The organism is Streptomyces tateyamensis (genome assembly GCF_003205575.1).
GTDB lineage: Bacteria > Actinomycetota > Actinomycetes > Streptomycetales > Streptomycetaceae > Kitasatospora > Kitasatospora tateyamensis.
In genome coordinates this window covers 1-16,593 of record NZ_PYBW01000143.1, presented here as the reverse complement: position 1 = coordinate 16,593, position 16,593 = coordinate 1, and the positions used below count along the sequence as shown (strand labels likewise).

The following is a 16,593-nucleotide window of genomic DNA, read 5'->3' as shown; positions in this document are numbered from 1 at the left end:
AGGACACCACCCCGGCCCAGACCCCGGCCAAGGCCCAGGCGCCGGTGCAGAAGCAGGCCGACAAGCCCGCCGTCGCCCCGCAGGCCCAGCCGACCGAGCGCAAGAGCTACAAGGTCACCACCGCCGGTGCGGGCAGCTACACCGTCAAGAGCGGCGACACCCTGAGCGCCATCGCGGCCGCCCACGGCACCACCGTCGACGCCCTGTACGGCAAGAACGTCAAGACCGTCGGCGCCAACCCCGACGTCATCTTCCCGGGCCAGGTCCTCAGCATCTGAGACCCACCCCGCTGACCCCTGGGCAGCAAGCGCAAGCCCGGTGCCCCCTTCCCACCACCCACGGGAAGGGGGCACCGGGCCTTTGCGGTCTCTGACTCAGCGGCAGGAGTGCCAGTCGGTGTAGTCGTTCTCGATGAACGCGCCCGACGGGTCCTCCGCGTAGATGAACTCGCGCACGCAGTGGCCGACGCCGTTCACGCTCGACGGGCCGGCGTAGTACTTGTAGGGGCCGTGGTTGTCGAGGGCGCCCCACTGGCCCGCGTTGTTCTCGATCTGGAGCTCGACGGTGGTCGGCGTCCCGTAGTAGCTGGACTTCACGAAGACCGAGCAGTTGTTCGTGCCGTCGAAGTAGGTGTACACCGTCCCGGCCGCCATCCCGTGCGACCACACCAGGTTCCCGTTGCAGCCGTACCCGCCGGCATGGGCCTGCGAGGCGGTCGCCACCGTCCCGAACATCGCCAGGCTCGCCACCATCAACGCACTCGCCGACTTGCGGATCCTCATCCTGATCCCCTCCCGGGGGCTCCGCCGATCCCCCGTGAGACCGCGCGGCCCCCACAGATACCGCCTGCACTCCGGCAAGTCCGCCCCACGGACCGAACTGGCCGGATCCCGCCGCTCTCTGACTGAACCGATCCCGTAGGGGACAGAGCGTCAGCGTGGAGAGTGTGGTCGACCGCCTGCGGGCCCGTGCCCTCGGCCCACCCGAGACCCGCAGCCAGATCAACAAGATCCTCAAGGAGCTGTCAGCGTGAGCACCGCCAAGCCCAACCCTGCTGAGCTGGACTTCTCCGGTGTCACTTGGGAGAGGTCCCCGTTCAGCGGGGGCAACGACTTGAAGCTGTCGGCCATGCAGTCTGATCTTTCGTCACGTGGGCCGGGTCGAGTCGGCCCACGGCAGCGGCCAGCGCTGACTTTGGGTGGTCTCAGTGCTAGCTCTGGTCCTCAACCGCCCACGGCCCGGGCGACTGCTCGCGCGGGATCCACAGCAGCGGCTGAGCGGCGCGGCAGGACTCCTCGACGTCGTCCTCCCAGGGGAAGCGGCCCTGCTTGTCGGGCCAGAACATCTGGGTGATCGGCAGCGGCGGGCGCTGGTAGAAGTCGACGCCGGCGCCGAAGAAGTCGTAGTACCAGCTCGGGTGGACGGGCCGGATCGCGACGGAGAAGCCGCCGCCCAGGACGTCGTCGCGGCGCTGGTCCGGTTCTAGCGGGCGGCCCTCCCGGATCCGGTGGGCGAGGGTGTTCACGATGCTCATCCCGGTCTGCATGGGGATGCCGAAGAAGCTCACCTCGGGGCTGCGCAGGCCGTGCCAGAGCCCGATGGAGTACGACCAGTCGCCCGGCAGACCGGCGGCGACGCCGGCCACGCCCTGGACGTGCCAGTCGTACTCTCGGATGTTCTTGGAGATGAGGCTGTCACGCGCGTCCCAGCTGCAGGGTTCGCCGGTCGGTTCGCAGAGCAGGCAGCCGCAGTCGGGGAGATCCATGCGGGTGAGGGTACGTGGGGCTGCCACCCGTGCCTGCGGCGGCCGGGGCACCTTCGAAGCGACATGCCCTCAATGTGCCCTGGCGACTCGCGGGCCAGCCCGCTGAGGGCCCGTCAGGCGGCTGCCGACGGGCCCTCAGGAAGCCAGGAACTCCCGGCTCAGGGCCACACCAGGCAGTACAGCTGGTGCCCCGCGTCGTGCAGCCGGTTCGCGAAGTCCTGCCACTCGTGCAGCATGCTGTAGATCACGAAGGCGTCCCGCGGGCCCCGGCGGTCGGGGACGGTGGACCAGATGAAGGCGGCGGCGCCGAGTTCGGTGTCGTCGGCCTTGCGCAGGGGCTCGACGACGGTGGGTGGGAGCTGGACCACCGCGTAGTCGGGGTGGAGGACGACCAGTTCGAGGGGCGGGACCTGGTGGAGGGGGACGCCGGTGATGCCGGTGAGCACCATGGCGCTCATCGTCTCCGGCTTGATCTTGGTGGAGAGGTGGCCGTTGGGTGAGCCGCTGGTCTCCATCAGGTCGCCGAGCCGGCCGAGCGAGCCGAGCTCGCCGGCGTCCAGGCCGAGCCCCCCGGGGCCGAGGGCGGTGGGGACTCTCGCGGCGGTCGCGCGGTCGGGTGCGCCGAAGTACTTGTACGTCACCCCCACGCGACCTTCACCCCGCTCTCCCCTTCCCGCGCGGGCAGCCTTGCGGCCGGCCCCCGCGGCCTCCTCGAAGCCGTCCTGCTCCTCGGACACTCGGACCATCCTCACCGGAATTCGCCGGAATCGACAGACCCCCGGACCCCCGGAGTCCCGCCGCAGGTCCCGTCTACCCGTTATGTCTCGCTTGTGCGCCCGTAAACGGCCATGCCCGACCGGATCGCATCAGGTCGCCGCCGCACCGGGGCGCGAGGTCGCGCTCTCCAGTGTGCGGGATGAACCGAGCGGTGGCCGCACACGGATCATCGTTCCAGATGATCGGCCCGTACATGCAGAGGTCAAGGACACGATTTGAGACCGGAGCAGTTTTGAGAGGATGGGGTCTCGTGAGCTACCCGTATGAAGCACCCCAGTCCCAGTCGCTCTTCGAGCGAGCCTCGGTCGTCACCCCAGGCGGGGTCAACTCCCCGGTGCGCGCCTTCCGCGCGGTCGGCGGCACCCCGCGCTTCATGGTCTCCGGCACCGGGCCCTACCTGACCGACGCCGACGGCCGAGAGTACGTCGACCTGGTCTGCTCGTGGGGACCGATGATCCTCGGCCACGCGCACCCCGCGGTGCTCGAGGCGGTGCAGCAGGCCGTGGTCCGCGGCACCTCGTTCGGCACCCCCGGCCAGGGCGAGGTGGAGCTGGCCGAGGAGATCGTGGCCCGGGTGGCTCCGGTCGAGCAGGTCCGGCTGGTCTCCAGCGGCACCGAGGCCACCATGTCGGCGATCCGGCTGGCCCGCGGCTTCACCGGCCGCGCCAAGATCGTCAAGTTCGCCGGCTGCTACCACGGCCACGTGGACGCGCTGCTGGCCGCCGCCGGCTCCGGGGTGGCCACCTTCGCGCTGCCGGACACCCCGGGCGTCACCGGTGCCCAGGCCGGCGACACGATCGTGCTGCCGTACAACGACCTGGCCGCGGTCGAGGCGGCCTTCGCGGCCCACCCCGGCGAGATCGCCGCGGTGATCACCGAGGCCTCGCCCGGCAACATGGGCGTGGTCCCCCCGCTGCCGGGCTTCAACGGCGGCCTGGCCCGGCTGTGCCGGGAGAACGGCGCGCTGTTCGTCTCCGACGAGGTGATGACCGGCTTCCGGGTCTCCAAGGCCGGCTGGTACGGCCTGGAGGCGGCCCGCGAAGGCTGGGCGCCGGACCTGCTGACCTTCGGCAAGGTGATGGGCGGCGGCTTCCCGGCCGCGGCCTTCGGCGGCCGGGCCGACGTGATGGCCCACCTCGCGCCGGCCGGCCCGGTCTACCAGGCCGGCACCCTGTCCGGGAACCCGATCGCCACCGCGGCCGGCCTGGTCCAGCTGCGCAACTGCACCGACGAGGTCTACGCGACCGTGGACCGGGTGGCCGCCGAGGTCTCCGGGCTGGTCACCGAGGCGCTGGCCAAGGAGGGCGTGGCGCACCGGCTGCAGCGCGCGGGCAACATGTTCTCGGTCTTCTTCACCGAGGAGGAGGTCACCGACTACGCCACGGCGAAGCGCCAGGAGGCCTTCCGGTTCACCGACTTCTTCCACAGCCTGCTGGCCGACGGGGTCTACCTGCCGCCGTCCGCCTTCGAGTCCTGGTTCGTGTCCGCCGCGCACGACGAGCGGGCGATCGAGAAGATCGCCGCCGCCCTGCCCGCCGCCGCCCGGGCCGCCGCCCGCGCCACTGCGAACTGAGGGGGCGTCGGATGAGCGAGATCACGGTGGTGCACCTGATGCGCCACGGCGAGGTGCACAACCCCGAGGGCGTCCTGTACGGCCGGCTGCCCGGCTACCACCTGTCCGAGCTCGGCCGCCAGATGGCCGACCGGGTGGCCGAGCACCTGGCGGACCGGGACATCACCCACGTGGTGGCCTCCCCGCTGGAGCGGGCCCAGGAGACCGCCGCGCCGATCGGCAAGGCGCACGGCCTGGAGGTCGCGGTGGACGCGGGGCTGATCGAGGCGGAGAACATCTTCGAGGGCAAGACCTTCGGGGTGGGCGACGGATCGCTGCGCAACCCGGGCTACTGGAAGTACCTGACCAACCCGTTCCGCCCGTCCTGGGGCGAGCCGTACATCGAGCAGGCGGTGCGGATGATGACCGCGCTGGCCGCCGCCCGGGACGCGGCCCGCGGGCACGAGGCGGTGGCGGTCAGCCACCAGCTGCCGATCTGGACCGCCCGGTCCTTCGCCGAGAAACGCCGGCTCTGGCACGACCCGCGCAAGCGGCAGTGCTCGCTGGCCTCGCTGACCAGCTTCACCTACGAGGGTGATGAGCTGGTCTCGATCGGCTACCGGGAGCCCGCCCGCGACCTGCTGCCGGCACACCTGGTCGGCAAGGGGAAGAAGGGCGACAAGCCGGTCGGCAAGAGCTTCGGGGCGTAGGGCGCGCCCACAGCCGTCCCGGTCCCTTAGGACGTTCTTACACGCCCAGCTCAGCGGGGGTCCGACACGCAAGTGCGGACCCCCCTGATCCGGCCAGAATTGCCATGCGAAACTTTTCACATGTCTGGTACGCCCCGCTTCCGCCTGGCCGCCGCGCTGACCGCGGCCGCCGCCGCCCTGACCCTGACCGGCTGCAGCTCCACCGGTGCCGGCAGCAGCGGTGACGCGCAGGCCGGTTTCGTCACCGGCAGCGGCGGGATCGACACCGCGGCCGCCGCTTCCCGCGAGGCCGCGCCGGCGATCGGCGGCAACGACCTGGAGGGCAAGCCGGTCGCGCTGGGCGACTACCGGGGCAAGATCGTGGTGATCAACATCTGGGGCTCCTGGTGCTCGCCCTGCCGGGCCGAGGCCAAGGGCCTGGAGCAGGTCTACGAGAAGTACCAGGGCCAGGGCGTCCAGTTCCTCGGGATCAACACCCGGGACACCGACGTGACCAACGCCAAGCAGTTCGAGTCCACCCACGGGATCAGCTACCCGAGCATCTACGACCCGGACGGCACCCAGATCCTCAAGTTCCCCAAGGGCGCCTTCAACCCGCAGTCCATCCCCACCACCGTGGTGATCGACCGCCAGGGCCGGATGGCCGCCCGGGCGATGAAGGGCCTGACCCAGGACGAGCTGGACTCGATGATCGCCCCGGTGCTCGCGGAGCAGAAGTGAACCAGACGGTGCTGAGCGGCTCGCTGCTGCTCGCCGCCCCGATCGCGGTGCTGGCCGGCCTGCTCTCCTTCTTCTCGCCGTGCGTGCTGCCGCTGGTGCCGGGCTACCTGTCCTACGTCACCGGCTTCTCCGCCGCCGACCTGGCGGACGCCCAGGGCGCCCGGCGCGGCCGGATGCTGGCCGGTGCGCTGCTGTTCGTCGCCGGCTTCACCGCCGTCTTCGTCTCCGGCGGCGCGCTGTTCGGCTACTTCGGCCACACCCTGCGCGACTACCGGCACACCCTGAACATCGTGATGGGCGTGCTGACCATCCTGATGGGCCTGGCCTTCGCCGGCGTGCTGCCCGGCTTCAGTACCCGGGAGCTGCGCTCGCACCGCCGGCCCGCGGTCGGCCTGATCGGCGCGCCCGCGCTCGGCGTGGTCTTCGGGGTGGGCTGGACCCCGTGCATCGGCCCCACCATGGGCTCGCTGCAAGCGCTGTCGTACAGCCAGGCCAGTGCCGGGCGCGGCGCGTTCCTGATGGCGGTCTACTGTCTGGGGCTGGGCATCCCGTTCGTCCTGGCGGCGCTGGCCTTCCGGAAGACGATCAGCGCCTTCGGCTTCGTCAAGCGCCACTACCAGTGGGTGATGCGGATCGGCGGGGCCATGCTGGTCGCGGTCGGGGTGCTGCTGATCAGCGGCGGCTGGGACTACCTGGTCAACCAGCTCCAATACATCGCCCCCAGCGGCGAGATCGGAATCTGAGCGTGAGCGACACCGACCTCCGGGCCCAGGGCAGTGAGGACGCCGAGCGGCTGAGCAGCGCGCCGGTGGACTCCGACGGCCCGACCGGCATAGGAGTGGCGGGCTGGCTGCGCTGGACCTGGCGTCAGCTCACCTCGATGCGGGTCGCGCTGATCCTGCTCTTCATGCTCTCGCTGGCCGCGATCCCGGGTTCGCTGATCCCGCAGACCAGCCAGAACGCCTTCAAGGTGCAGACCTGGAAGGCCGCGCACCAGGGGATCACCCCGCTCTACGAGAAGCTCCAGCTGTTCGACGTGTACAGCTCGGTCTGGTTCTCGGCGATCTACATCCTGCTCTTCATCTCGCTGGCCGGCTGCATCGTCCCGCGCACCTGGCAGTTCGTCGGGGTGCTGCGGGCCGCGCCGCCGGCCGCCCCGGCCAACCTGACCCGGATGCCGGTCTACGCGGCCTGGCGCACCTCGGCCGATCCGCAGGCCGCGGTGGCGGCGGCCGAGCGGCTGCTGAAGGCCCGCCGGTTCCGCGCGCACCGCGGCGGCACCGCGGTGGCGGCCGAGAAGGGCTACCTGCGCGAGGTCGGCAACCTGCTCTTCCACCTGTCGCTGTTCGCGCTGCTGGCCGGCTTCGCCTGGGCCAGCCTGGCCAGCGGCCAGGGCGGCAAGCTGGTGGTCGAGGGCGGCGGCTACACCAACACGATGACCCAGCTGGACGACTTCTCCGGCTCGGCCTTCTACCAGGCCTCCGACCTGGACCCGTTCGGCTTCAAGCTGGACGGCTTCACCGACAAGTACCAGACCACCGGTGACCAGATCGGCAGCGCCCGGGAGTTCACCGCGCACATCCGGTACTGGAACGGCGCCGACCCGAGCAAGCTGACGGCCGGTGAGATCCAGGTCAACCACCCGCTGGAGATCGGCGGCAGCAAGGTCTTCCTGATCGGCCACGGCTACGCGCCGGTGATCACCGTCAAGGACGCCAGCGGCAAGGTGGTCTACCACGACGCGGTGCCGTTCCTGCCGCAGGACTCCAACCTGACCTCCACCGGCGTGGTCAAGGTCGGCGACTATGGGCAGAAGGACGGCCAGAAGGTCCAGCTGGGCTTCCAGGGCTTCTTCCTGCCCACCGCCCCGGCCAACTTCGGCGTCAACACCGGCCCGCGCTCGCTCTTCCCGGGCGACGCCGACCCGGCCCTGGTGCTCACCGCCTACGCCGGCGACCTGGGCACCGACGCCGGGTCGCCGCAGAACGTGTACCAGCTGAACCTGAGCCACCTGACGCAGCTGCAGCAGGACGGCCAGATCGCCAAGGTGAAGCTGAAGCCGGGCGAGGGCTGGACGCTGCCGGACAACTACGGCTCGATCAGCTTCGACGGCTACAAGAAGTGGGCCACCTTCTCGGTCTCGCACCGGCCGGGCAACTCGGTCGCGCTGGCCGGCGCCGTGCTGGCGATCCTCGGGCTGGTGGGCTCGCTCTTCGTGCAGCGCCGCCGGATCTGGGTGCGCGCCGTCACCACCCCCGACGGGCGGACCCTGGTGGAGCTGGCCGGCCTGGCCCGCAGCGAGTCGGCCAAGATCGCCGAGGAGCTGGCCGAGCTGGCGGTCGACCTGCAGGACGACGCCCCGGCGCTGGACGAGGACGAGCCTGCCGGCGCCGACGAGGCCGCCGGTGACGAGGACGACGAAGCAGCGGACGAGGCAGTAGGCGAAGCAGTGCACGAAACAGCTGGACCCGCAGTACCCGAACCCGCCGATCCGGGGTCGGACCCGGCCGACAACCCGAAGGAGTAAGACGGTGTCCCTCCTCACCTCCGGGGTCAACCCCCACCTGGCCGACCTCTCCAACAAGTGCATCTGGTCGGCCACCGGCGTGTACGCGCTGGCCATGTTCGCCCACATGTTCGAGTGGACCTTCGGCAGCAAGGGCGCGGTGGCCCGCCGCTCGGTCGAGCAGGCCTCGCTCGCCGAGGCCGCCGCCGAGGCCGCGCTGCCCGTGCCGGGCAAGGCCAAGAAGGTCACCGTCACGGTGGCCGCCGCCGACGGCGGCACCACCACGCTGACCCGCACCGCGCTGGCCGGCGCGGGGGCCACCGTGGTGACCAGCGGACGCGGCGAGGCCGCGGTGGACGGCCCGGGCGCGGCCGGCACCAGCGAGCGGGCCGACCTGTTCGGCCGGATCGCCGTCTCGCTGACCGTGCTCGGCTTCATGCTCAATGCGGGCGGGGTGCTGCTGCGCGGCCTGTCGGTGCTGCGCTGGCCGTGGGGGAACATGTACGAGTTCTCCTGCGCCTTCGCGGTCACCATGGTCGGCGCGTACCTGGTCCTGCTGGCGCTGGGCAAGCCGGTGCGCTGGCTGGGCCTGCCGGCGGTGCTGGCCGCCTGCCTGACCCTGGGCATGGCCACCAGCGTGCTGTACACCGACTCCGAGCAGCTGGTCCCGGCACTGCACTCGTACTGGCTGGCGATCCACGTCACCGCCGCGATCATCTGCGGCGGCGCCTTCTACGCGGCATTCGCCACCACCGCGCTGTACCTGGGCCGGGAGTCCTACGACAAGCGCAAGGCGGCCGGCCTGGCCGGCGGCCCGTTCCGGATCCCGGCCTCGGTCTTCGAGCGGCTGCCCGCCACCGCGACCCTGGACAAGCTCTCCTACCGGATCAACGCGATGGTCTTCCCGCTGTGGACCTTCACCATCATCGCGGGCGCGATCTGGGCCGAGGCGGCCTGGGGCAAGTACTGGGAGTGGGACCCGAAGGAGACCTGGTCCTTCATCACCTGGGTGGTCTACGCGGCCTACCTGCACGCCCGGGCGACCGCGGGCTGGAAGGGGCGCAAGGCGGGCTACCTGGCCCTGCTAGCGTTCGCGTGCTTCCTGTTCAACTACTACGGCGTCAACATCTTCGTCACCGGCAAGCACTCCTACGCCGGGGTGGGGTGACGCCACGTCCCAGGGGGGACCGATGACCTGCCCGAAGTGCGGCCGCGAGCACACCGCGACGGCCCGTCAGGTGTACGAGCGCACGGTGGCGCTGCCGCTCGGCCTGAACCCGATGCTGCTGGCGCCGCCGCCGGCCCCGGTGGACCCGGCGACGGTGGCGGTCCCGGCCAGTCGGCCGCCGACGGGCCGCAAGTCGATCGTGCTCTTCGTGGTCGGCGGGCTGATGGCGGGCTCCGGGCTGCTGGAGCTCCTGGTCGGCTCGGTGGCCGGTGACCAGACCTACCAGGGGGGTTGGGAGGCCGGACCGCTGCTGCGGCTCGTGCTGGGCCTGTGCCTGGTCGCCTCCGGGTACTGGAACCACCGCTCGCGCCGCTGGCCCGTGGCCGGCCCGGTCGAGCAGCACGTCCACCTGCACAACCGCGCCGTCTACACCCGCCGCACCCAGGTCTGGGAGCACGCCCAGGTCTGCCTGGACTGCCCGGGCGTCTTCTTCGCCGCGGGGGCGCTGCGCCCGGACTTCCCGGCCTCGCCGCTGATCGAGCTCGGACAGTTCCCGGTGATGGTGGCGACGATGGCTGACCGCGCCTATGCGGGCGCCCGGTGACCGGGTCAACCGGCCCCGGGGAGGCGGGCGGGGCGGCCCGCCGGTCGCTGGTCCCGCAGCAGCCGCGCCGGCGGGCGGCGCTGGTCCTGGCGGCGCTCGCCCTGGTGGATCTGCTGGTCGGGGTGGCCGGCCTGGTCGCCAACGGCCTGCCTCGCTTCCCGGCGAGCGCGGTCTCGGCCTGGACCGGGTACCTGTTCAGCACGGCCGGACTCCCCGGCGTCCTGGTGCTGGCCGCGGTGCTGCTGTACCGGCAGCCGTCGGGCAGCGCGAGCCCGCCGGACCGAAATTGGACAGTTCCCGGACAGGGTGGCAACCAGGGCTGACGGGGGCTTTGCGGGGGCAGCCTGATACGGGTGCGCAGCAACCGCTGCGCCGAGGTGGGACGGACCGCTACGCACCGGGTGCGTCGGCAGTGAGGAGGCCGCGACGTGGACAGCGACGAGATCATGCTGACGGTGCGGATCACCGTCGCGGAGCGCGCGCTGCTGCGGAAGCTGGCCCAGGGGCACCGCAGCGACCTGTCCGAGGTGGTCGCCGACGGGCTGCTGGACGTGCTTCCCGCGCTCTGCGAGAGCGACACGGCCTTCCGGCTGCTGGCCGCCGTCACCACGCCCGCGCCCTGCGGCCTGACGGTGTGGCTGCCGGCCCCGCTGGCCGACCTGCTGGTGCCGGCGGCCGCCCGGGTGGCGCTGGCCACCGGGGTCCGGCTCGGCTGCGGCAGCGCGATCCTCGGCGGAGCGCTGCGGCTCTGGCTGGCCCAGGACCCGCAGCTGCTGGCCGAGCACCTGCGCGTGATGCACGCCGGCCGGCCGCCGGCGCTGGTGGCCGCCTGAAAACCTGATGCCCGGAGCCGGTCGAGCGGCCAGGATGGCCCGATGGGCACCCACGAATGGACCGTCACCCCCGTCCCGGTCGAACACCCGGAGGCGGTCGCGGTGGTGCGGGAGTACCTGGCCGAGATCGTGGCCCGCTACTACGGGCGGCCGGTGTCGGCGGCCGAGCTGGACCAGGTGGTGCTGGACGAGCCGCTGACCGGCCTGGAGACCTTCCTGATCGCCCGTCAGGAGGACCGGGTGGCCGGGTGCGCCGGACTGCGCCGGCTGGACGCGGTGACCGGCGAGGTCACCAAGGTCTACGTGCACCCCGCCGCGCGCGGGCAGGGCGGCGGCGCACGGCTGCTGGCCGCCGTGGAGGCGGCGGCCGGCGAGCGGGGGATGGCGGTGCTGCGGCTGGACACCCGCGGCGACCTGGTGGAGGCGCGGGCACTGTACGCCCGGGCGGGCTACCGGGAGATCCCCCGGTACAACGACAGCCCGTACGCGGCGCACTGGTTCGAGAAGGAGCTCCCCGGGACTGCCCCGGTCAGGCCGCCCACTGCCAGCTGACCGGCGAGTAGTACGCCGAGCGGCGGTCCAGCCGCGGCCAGCTGGCGATCGGCTCGACCACCGCGGTCGCGGCGGCGGGCTGGGCGGCGGCGCGCACCAGCAGGACGGCGGTGAGGGCGGCCAGCTCTTCGTCGGTGAGGCTTCCGCGGGTGACGCGGACGAGCGGTTCGCTCATGGTGGTCTGGTTCTCCCCAGCGAGTCGGTTCGGTGAAAGTCGGTGGGCCGCGGGCCAGTTACATCGGCGGGTTGCCGTGCTTGCGGCTCGGCAGGTCGGCGTGCTTGGTGCGCAGCATGGCCAGCGCGGCGGCGAGCACCTCGCGGGTCTCGGCGGGGTCGATCACGTCGTCGACCAGGCCGCGCTCGGCCGCGTAGTACGGGTGCATCAGCTCGGTCTTGTACTCCTTGATCTTCTGCGCGCGCATCGCCTCGGCGTCCTCGGCGGCGTTGATGTCGCGGCGGAAGATCACGTTCGCGGCGCCCTCGGCGCCCATCACGGCGATCTCGTTCGTGGGCCAGGCGTAGGAGAGGTCGGCGCCGATGGAGCGGGAGTCCATGACGATGTAGGCGCCGCCGTAGGCCTTGCGCAGGATTAGCTGGATCCGCGGCACGGTGGCGTTGCAGTAGGCGTAGAGCAGCTTGGCGCCGTGCCGGATGATGCCGTCGTGCTCCTGGTCCACGCCGGGCAGGAAGCCGGGCACGTCCAGCAGGGTGATCAGCGGGATGTTGAAGGCGTCGCACATCTGGACGAAGCGGGCGGCTTTTTCACTCGCGTTGATGTCCAGCACGCCGGCCAGCGACTGCGGCTGGTTGGCCACGATGCCCACCACGTGCCCGTCGATCCGGGCCAGCGCGATGATCACGTTGGTCGCCCAGCGCTCGTGGATCTCCAGGTACTCGCCGTGGTCGACGACCTCCTCGATCACCTTGCGCATGTCGTAGGGCCGGTTCCCGTCGGCGGGGACCAGGTCCAGCAGCGAGTCGTTGCGCCGGACGACCGGGTCCTCCGCGGGGGTGGCCGGCGGCATCTCACGGTTGTTCTGCGGCAGCATCGAGAGCAGGTAGCGCACCTCCTCGATGCAGGACTGCTCGTCGTCGTAGGCGAAGTGCGCCACACCGGAGACGCCGGAGTGCACGTCGGCGCCGCCCAGGCCGTTCTGGCTGATCTTCTCGCCGGTGACGGCCTGGACCACGTCGGGGCCGGTGATGAACATCTGCGAGGTCTCGCGGACCATGAAGACGAAGTCCGTCAGCGCCGGGCTGTAGGCCGCGCCGCCGGCGCACGGGCCGAGCATCACCGAGATCTGCGGGATCACACCGGAGGCGCGGGTGTTGCGCTGGAAGATGCCGCCGTAGCCGGCCAGCGCGGTGACGCCCTCCTGGATCCGGGCGCCGGCGCCGTCGTTGAGCGAGACCAGCGGGGCACCGGCCGCGATGGCCATGTCCATGATCTTGTGGATCTTCTGCGCGTGCGCCTCGCCGAGCGCGCCGCCGAAGATCCGGAAGTCGTGCGCGTAGGTGAAGACGGTGCGGCCGTGCACGGTGCCCCAGCCGGTGATGACGCCGTCGGTGTGGGGCTTCTTGGCCTCCAGGCCGAAGCCCTGGGCCCGGTGCCGGCGCAGCGGCTCCACCTCGTGGAAGGAGCCCTCGTCCAGCAGCAGGGCGATCCGCTCACGCGCCGTCAGCTTGCCCTTGGCGTGCTGCGCCTCGGTCGCTGCGTCGCTCGGACCGCGGACCACCTCGGCGCGCAGCGCGTGCAGTTCCTCGACCCGTGCGCGCGCATCAGTGGCGTCCCGCAACACCGTCATCTCGAACTCCCAGGCTTGAGCGAGCGAGCAGTCGGCGTCGGTTTGGGGAGCCCCGGCTGCGATTTCCTTCTTCCCCTACGACACTACGAGGCAGGCGGGTCGGGATTCGGCGTTGATTCCGCACAAGGTCGACGAGCAATAGCTGTCGGAGCCATACAGAAAACCTGATCGGATGCCCCGTCCCGGGGGGCCTCGGGCAGTCCGCGGGGGTGAAAGTGCTGGGTGCACGTCAAGATCTGCGGCGCACTCCGGCCGCTGCCGATTTCGCAGGTCAGCGGGGGTTGCGCTGGGCGTCGACGGGGCCCGGCGGGGGCGGGTGGGCGGCGCGGAGGAGGATTCGCCGACGGGCGGGGACGGTGCTGTTAACCCGGTGGCAATGGTAGGGATACGCCAAAAGCCCGGACGGTCAGTCCCGCTCCTCGCCGCGCTCCTGGTCGCGGGGGCGGTCCAGCCAGGCGAGGAACTCCGGGTCGTCGTCCGGGGCCACGGTCCGCCCGCGGGCGGCGGCCGGCGGCCGGGGCTCGGTGAACGGACCGCGCCGGCGCCCGGCGATCAGCCAGGCGAGCGGGCCGAGCAGCACCTCGCCGAAGAACAGGATGATCAGCACCCAGGCCACCTTCGGCAGGTGCTGCACCTGCTCCTCCGGGGTGGTCAGGCAGTCGACGAAGGCCCAGACCCAGAGCGCCAGCACGATCAGGAACGGCAGGTACTCGAGCACGGCGGCGACCCCTCGGCGGACGGCGCGGGCTGCCGGCCGACCGGAGCCCGATGACCGGCCCAGGCTAGCGCGTGCCCGATACTGAATCCCATGGCATACGACGATCTCCGCTCCTTCCTGCGGGCCCTCGAACGCGACGGCGAGCTCAAGCGCATCAAGGTGGAGGTCGACCCCTACCTGGAGGTCGGGGAGATCGTCGACCGGGTGCAGAAGGCCAAGGGCCCGGCGCTGCTGTTCGAGAACGTCAAGGGCTCGGCGATGCCGCTGGCGATGAACGTCTTCGGCACCGAGCGCCGGCTCGCCAAGGCGCTCGGCCTGAAGTCGCCCGAGGAGATCGCGGAGAAGATCGCCGGCCTGCTCAAGCCGGAACTGCCGCACGGCTTCACCGGCGTGCGCGACGCCTTCGGCAAGCTCGCCTCGATGACCCACGTCCCGCCGCGCAAGGTCAAGCCGACCGAGGCGCCGGTGCAGGAGGTGGTGCTGACGGGTGACCAGGTGGACCTGGAGCAGCTGCCGGCCCTGTTCAGCTGGCCCAAGGACGGCGGCTCCTTCTTCAACCTGGGGTTGACCCACACCAAGGACCCGGACTCGGGCGTGCGCAACCTGGGCCTGTACCGGCTGCAGCGGCACGACAGGCGGACCATCGGGATGCACTGGCAGATCCACAAGGACAGCCGCAACCACGCGGCGGTGGCGGCCCGGCGCGGCGAGCGGCTGCCGGTCGCGATCGCCTTCGGCTGCCCGCCGGTGGTCACCTACGCGGCCACCGCGCCGCTGCCCGGGGACATCGACGAGTACCTGTTCGCCGGCTTCGTGGCCGGCGAACGGGTGAAGATGGTCGACTGCAAGACGGTGCCGCTGCAGGTGCCGGCCGATGCCGAGGTGGTGCTGGAGGGCTGGTTGGAGCCGGACCAGCTTCTGCCGGAGGGCCCGTTCGGCGACCACACCGGCTTCTACACCCCGCAGGAGCCGTTCCCGGCGCTGACCATCGACTGCGTGACGATGCGCCGCCGCCCGCTGCTGCAGTCCATCGTGGTCGGCCGCCCGCCGACCGAGGACGGCCCGCTGGGCAAGTTCACCGAGCGGTTCTTCCTGCCGCTGCTCAAGGTGATCGTGCCGGACATCGTGGACTACGACCTGCCGGAGGCCGGCGGCTTCCACAACTGCGTGATCGTCTCGATCGACAAGAAGTACCCCAAGCACGCGCAGAAGGTGATGCACGCGATCTGGGGCGCCCACATGATGTCGCTGACCAAGCTGATCGTGGTGGTGGACGCCGACTGCGACGTGCACGACTACCAGGAGGTCGCCTGGCGGGCCCTGGGCAACGTGGACTACAGCCGCGACCTGAGCGTGGTGGAAGGGCCGGTGGACCACCTGGACCACGCCTCGTACCAGAAGTTCTGGGGCGGCAAGGCGGGTATCGACGCGACCCGTAAGCTCCCGGAGGAGGGGTACACCCGGGACGGCGGGTGGCCCGAGATGATCACCTCGGACCCGGCCACCGCGGCGAAGGTGACCGAGCGCTGGAAGGAGTACGGGCTGTGAGCGCAACCGCGGACCTCCTGGAGACCCCGCCCCCCGGCAAGCTCAAGGCGTTCCTGCGCCTGGTGCTGATCGAGCACTCGGTGTTCGCGCTGCCCTTCGCCTACATCGCCACCCTCACCGCGATGTTCCTGGCCGACAGGAAGGTGCACTGGGGCACGCTCTTCCTGGTCACGGTCGCGATGGTGGCGCTGCGCACCTTCGCGATGGCGGCCAACCGGATCATCGACCGCGAGATCGACGCCCGGAACCCGCGCACCGCCAACCGCGAGCTGGTCACCGGCGCGGTCTCGATGCGCACCGCCTACACCGGCTCGGCGGTGGCGCTGCTGGTCTTCCTGGGCGCGGCGGCCCTCCTCAACCCGCTCTGCCTGGCGCTGGCCCCGGTGGCCGTGGTGCCGATGGTGGTCTACCCCTACGGCAAGCGGTTCACCGACTTCCCGCACGCGATCCTGGGCCTGGCCCAGGCGATGGGCCCGGTGGGCGCCTGGCTGGCGGTGACCGGCAGCTGGTCCTGGGACGCGGTGGTGCTGGGCCTGGCCGTGGGCATCTGGATCGGCGGCTTCGACCTGATCTTCGGCTGCCAGGACGTGGCCGCGGACCGGGCCGAGGGGGTGCGCTCGGTGCCGGCCCGGTTCGGCATCGCGGCGGCGCTGTACGGCGCGCGCGGCTGCCACCTGGTGACCACCGCGCTGCTGGCCTGGTACGGGGTGCTGACGCAGGCCGGACCGGCCTACTACGTGGGCCTGGTCGTGGTGGTCGCGGCGTTCTGCTACGAGCACTCGATCGTCAAGCCGGGCGACCTGTCCCGGCTGAACCGGGCCTTCTTCACCACCAACGGCTTCGTCGGGATCTCGCTGTTCGTCTTCGCGCTGCTGGACCTGGTCCTGCGCGGACTGCACCTCGCCTGAGAAGATCGAGGCACCTACGGCGAGGAGGCCAGCGATGCCCGGCACCCTGCAGTGCGTGGTCCTGGACTGCCACTACCCGCCCGCGCTGGCCCGTTTCTACGCCCTGCTGCTGGGCGGCGAGGTGGACCGGCCTGACCCGCGCTGGTCGTTGGACGGGGACTGGTCCACCCTGCACACCCCCGGCGGCCTGGTGCTGGCCTTCCAGCGGGTGGCCGACTTCCACCCGCCGCAGTGGCCCGACCCGGCCCACCCGCAGCAGTTCCACCTGGACGTGGAGGTGGCGGATCTGGCGGCCACCGAGCGCGAGGTGACCGAGCACGGTGCCGCCCTGCTCAGGCGGGAGGCCGGCTGGGTGGTCTACGCCGACCCCGCCGGGCACCCGTTCTGCCTGCTGCCGGCCGCCTCGGCCTAGAAGTGCACTGAAAAT

20 protein-coding genes are annotated in these 16,593 nt (G+C 71.4%); 14 read left to right on the top strand and 6 right to left on the bottom strand.

Translation table 11 applies throughout. The annotated features are described in order from the left end of the window. Window positions 1-278, top strand: a 278-nt coding sequence (locus C7C46_RS29945) for a LysM peptidoglycan-binding domain-containing protein (RefSeq protein ID WP_146259260.1), incomplete at its 5' end; no start/stop codon positions are given. A 96-nt stretch (window positions 279-374) separates the two neighbouring features. On the opposite strand, the gene C7C46_RS29940 is transcribed toward C7C46_RS29945, so the two are convergent. The 3 genes from C7C46_RS29940 to C7C46_RS29925 form a co-directional block, all read right to left on the bottom strand. Continuing rightward, window positions 375-782 (bottom strand): hypothetical protein, encoded by a 408-nt coding sequence (locus C7C46_RS29940; RefSeq protein WP_146259259.1) that lies wholly within the window; start codon window positions 780-782, stop codon window positions 375-377. A gap of 428 nt (window positions 783-1,210) precedes the next feature. Beyond that, entirely contained in the window at window positions 1,211-1,765 is a 555-nt protein-coding gene (locus C7C46_RS29930; RefSeq protein ID WP_110673067.1) for a DUF4262 domain-containing protein, read from the bottom strand. 158 nt (window positions 1,766-1,923) lie between these two features. Next, complete coding sequence (locus C7C46_RS29925; protein WP_425470144.1) at window positions 1,924-2,511, bottom strand: hypothetical protein; 588 nt, start codon at window positions 2,509-2,511, stop codon at window positions 1,924-1,926. Window positions 2,512-2,735: 224 nt separating this feature from the next. Between C7C46_RS29925 and hemL the strand changes: the two genes are divergently transcribed. The 10 genes from hemL to C7C46_RS29875 all read left to right on the top strand — a co-directional run bounded on the left by hemL (window position 2,736) and on the right by C7C46_RS29875 (window position 11,187). Then, the gene (gene hemL / locus C7C46_RS29920; protein WP_110673071.1) at window positions 2,736-4,115 is read left to right on the top strand and encodes a glutamate-1-semialdehyde 2,1-aminomutase; all 1,380 of its coding nucleotides are present in this window, start codon (window positions 2,736-2,738) and stop codon (window positions 4,113-4,115) included. Window positions 4,116-4,126: 11 nt separating this feature from the next. Next, window positions 4,127-4,804: a histidine phosphatase family protein gene (locus tag C7C46_RS29915; protein WP_110673066.1), complete on the top strand. Its 678-nt coding sequence runs from the start codon at window positions 4,127-4,129 to the stop codon at window positions 4,802-4,804. A gap of 120 nt (window positions 4,805-4,924) precedes the next feature. Next, window positions 4,925-5,524 (top strand): TlpA family protein disulfide reductase, encoded by a 600-nt coding sequence (locus tag C7C46_RS29910; RefSeq protein WP_110673065.1) that lies wholly within the window; start codon window positions 4,925-4,927, stop codon window positions 5,522-5,524. After that, window positions 5,521-6,267: a cytochrome c biogenesis CcdA family protein gene (locus C7C46_RS29905; protein WP_110673064.1), complete on the top strand. Its 747-nt coding sequence runs from the start codon at window positions 5,521-5,523 to the stop codon at window positions 6,265-6,267. Before C7C46_RS29910 ends, C7C46_RS29905 begins: the two co-directional genes overlap by 4 nt. A gap of 2 nt (window positions 6,268-6,269) precedes the next feature. Next, window positions 6,270-8,051, top strand: coding sequence for a cytochrome c biogenesis protein ResB (gene resB / locus C7C46_RS29900; protein WP_245985175.1), 1,782 nt, complete (start codon window positions 6,270-6,272; stop codon window positions 8,049-8,051). 4 nt (window positions 8,052-8,055) lie between these two features. Continuing rightward, window positions 8,056-9,198 carry a c-type cytochrome biogenesis protein CcsB gene (ccsB, locus tag C7C46_RS29895; protein ID WP_245985174.1) on the top strand — a complete coding sequence of 381 codons (1,143 nt, stop codon included), beginning with the start codon at window positions 8,056-8,058 and terminating at the stop codon, window positions 9,196-9,198. A 22-nt stretch (window positions 9,199-9,220) separates the two neighbouring features. Continuing rightward, window positions 9,221-9,802: a hypothetical protein gene (locus C7C46_RS29890; protein ID WP_110673063.1), complete on the top strand. Its 582-nt coding sequence runs from the start codon at window positions 9,221-9,223 to the stop codon at window positions 9,800-9,802. Continuing rightward, the gene (locus tag C7C46_RS29885) at window positions 9,799-10,125 is read left to right on the top strand and encodes a hypothetical protein (RefSeq protein WP_110673062.1); all 327 of its coding nucleotides are present in this window, start codon (window positions 9,799-9,801) and stop codon (window positions 10,123-10,125) included. The genes C7C46_RS29890 and C7C46_RS29885 overlap by 4 nt, the downstream gene beginning before the upstream one ends. A gap of 105 nt (window positions 10,126-10,230) precedes the next feature. Beyond that, window positions 10,231-10,635 carry a hypothetical protein gene (locus tag C7C46_RS29880; protein WP_110673061.1) on the top strand — a complete coding sequence of 135 codons (405 nt, stop codon included), beginning with the start codon at window positions 10,231-10,233 and terminating at the stop codon, window positions 10,633-10,635. 42 nt (window positions 10,636-10,677) lie between these two features. Beyond that, complete coding sequence (locus tag C7C46_RS29875; protein ID WP_110673060.1) at window positions 10,678-11,187, top strand: GNAT family N-acetyltransferase; 510 nt, start codon at window positions 10,678-10,680, stop codon at window positions 11,185-11,187. Here the strand turns inward: C7C46_RS29875 and C7C46_RS29870 are convergent. The 3 genes from C7C46_RS29870 to C7C46_RS29860 all read right to left on the bottom strand — a co-directional run bounded on the left by C7C46_RS29870 (window position 11,165) and on the right by C7C46_RS29860 (window position 13,710). After that, entirely contained in the window at window positions 11,165-11,362 is a 198-nt protein-coding gene (locus C7C46_RS29870) for an acyl-CoA carboxylase subunit epsilon (RefSeq protein WP_110673059.1), read from the bottom strand. The genes C7C46_RS29875 and C7C46_RS29870 overlap by 23 nt on opposite strands. 58 nt (window positions 11,363-11,420) lie before the next feature. Continuing rightward, window positions 11,421-12,992 (bottom strand): acyl-CoA carboxylase subunit beta, encoded by a 1,572-nt coding sequence (locus C7C46_RS29865; protein ID WP_110673058.1) that lies wholly within the window; start codon window positions 12,990-12,992, stop codon window positions 11,421-11,423. A 406-nt stretch (window positions 12,993-13,398) separates the two neighbouring features. Beyond that, entirely contained in the window at window positions 13,399-13,710 is a 312-nt protein-coding gene (locus C7C46_RS29860) for a PLD nuclease N-terminal domain-containing protein (RefSeq protein WP_110673057.1), read from the bottom strand. 90 nt (window positions 13,711-13,800) lie between these two features. Between C7C46_RS29860 and C7C46_RS29855 the strand changes: the two genes are divergently transcribed. The 3 genes from C7C46_RS29855 to C7C46_RS29845 are packed head-to-tail and all read left to right on the top strand — an operon-like array spanning window position 13,801 to window position 16,578. Continuing rightward, window positions 13,801-15,258 carry a menaquinone biosynthesis decarboxylase gene (locus tag C7C46_RS29855; RefSeq protein ID WP_110673056.1) on the top strand — a complete coding sequence of 486 codons (1,458 nt, stop codon included), beginning with the start codon at window positions 13,801-13,803 and terminating at the stop codon, window positions 15,256-15,258. Next, window positions 15,255-16,166, top strand: a complete 912-nt coding sequence (mqnP, locus tag C7C46_RS29850) for a menaquinone biosynthesis prenyltransferase MqnP (protein WP_110673055.1) — start codon at window positions 15,255-15,257, stop codon at window positions 16,164-16,166. The genes C7C46_RS29855 and mqnP overlap by 4 nt, the downstream gene beginning before the upstream one ends. Before the next feature lie 34 nt (window positions 16,167-16,200). Then, window positions 16,201-16,578: a VOC family protein gene (locus tag C7C46_RS29845; protein ID WP_110673054.1), complete on the top strand. Its 378-nt coding sequence runs from the start codon at window positions 16,201-16,203 to the stop codon at window positions 16,576-16,578. Window positions 16,579-16,593: the final 15 nt, after the last annotated feature.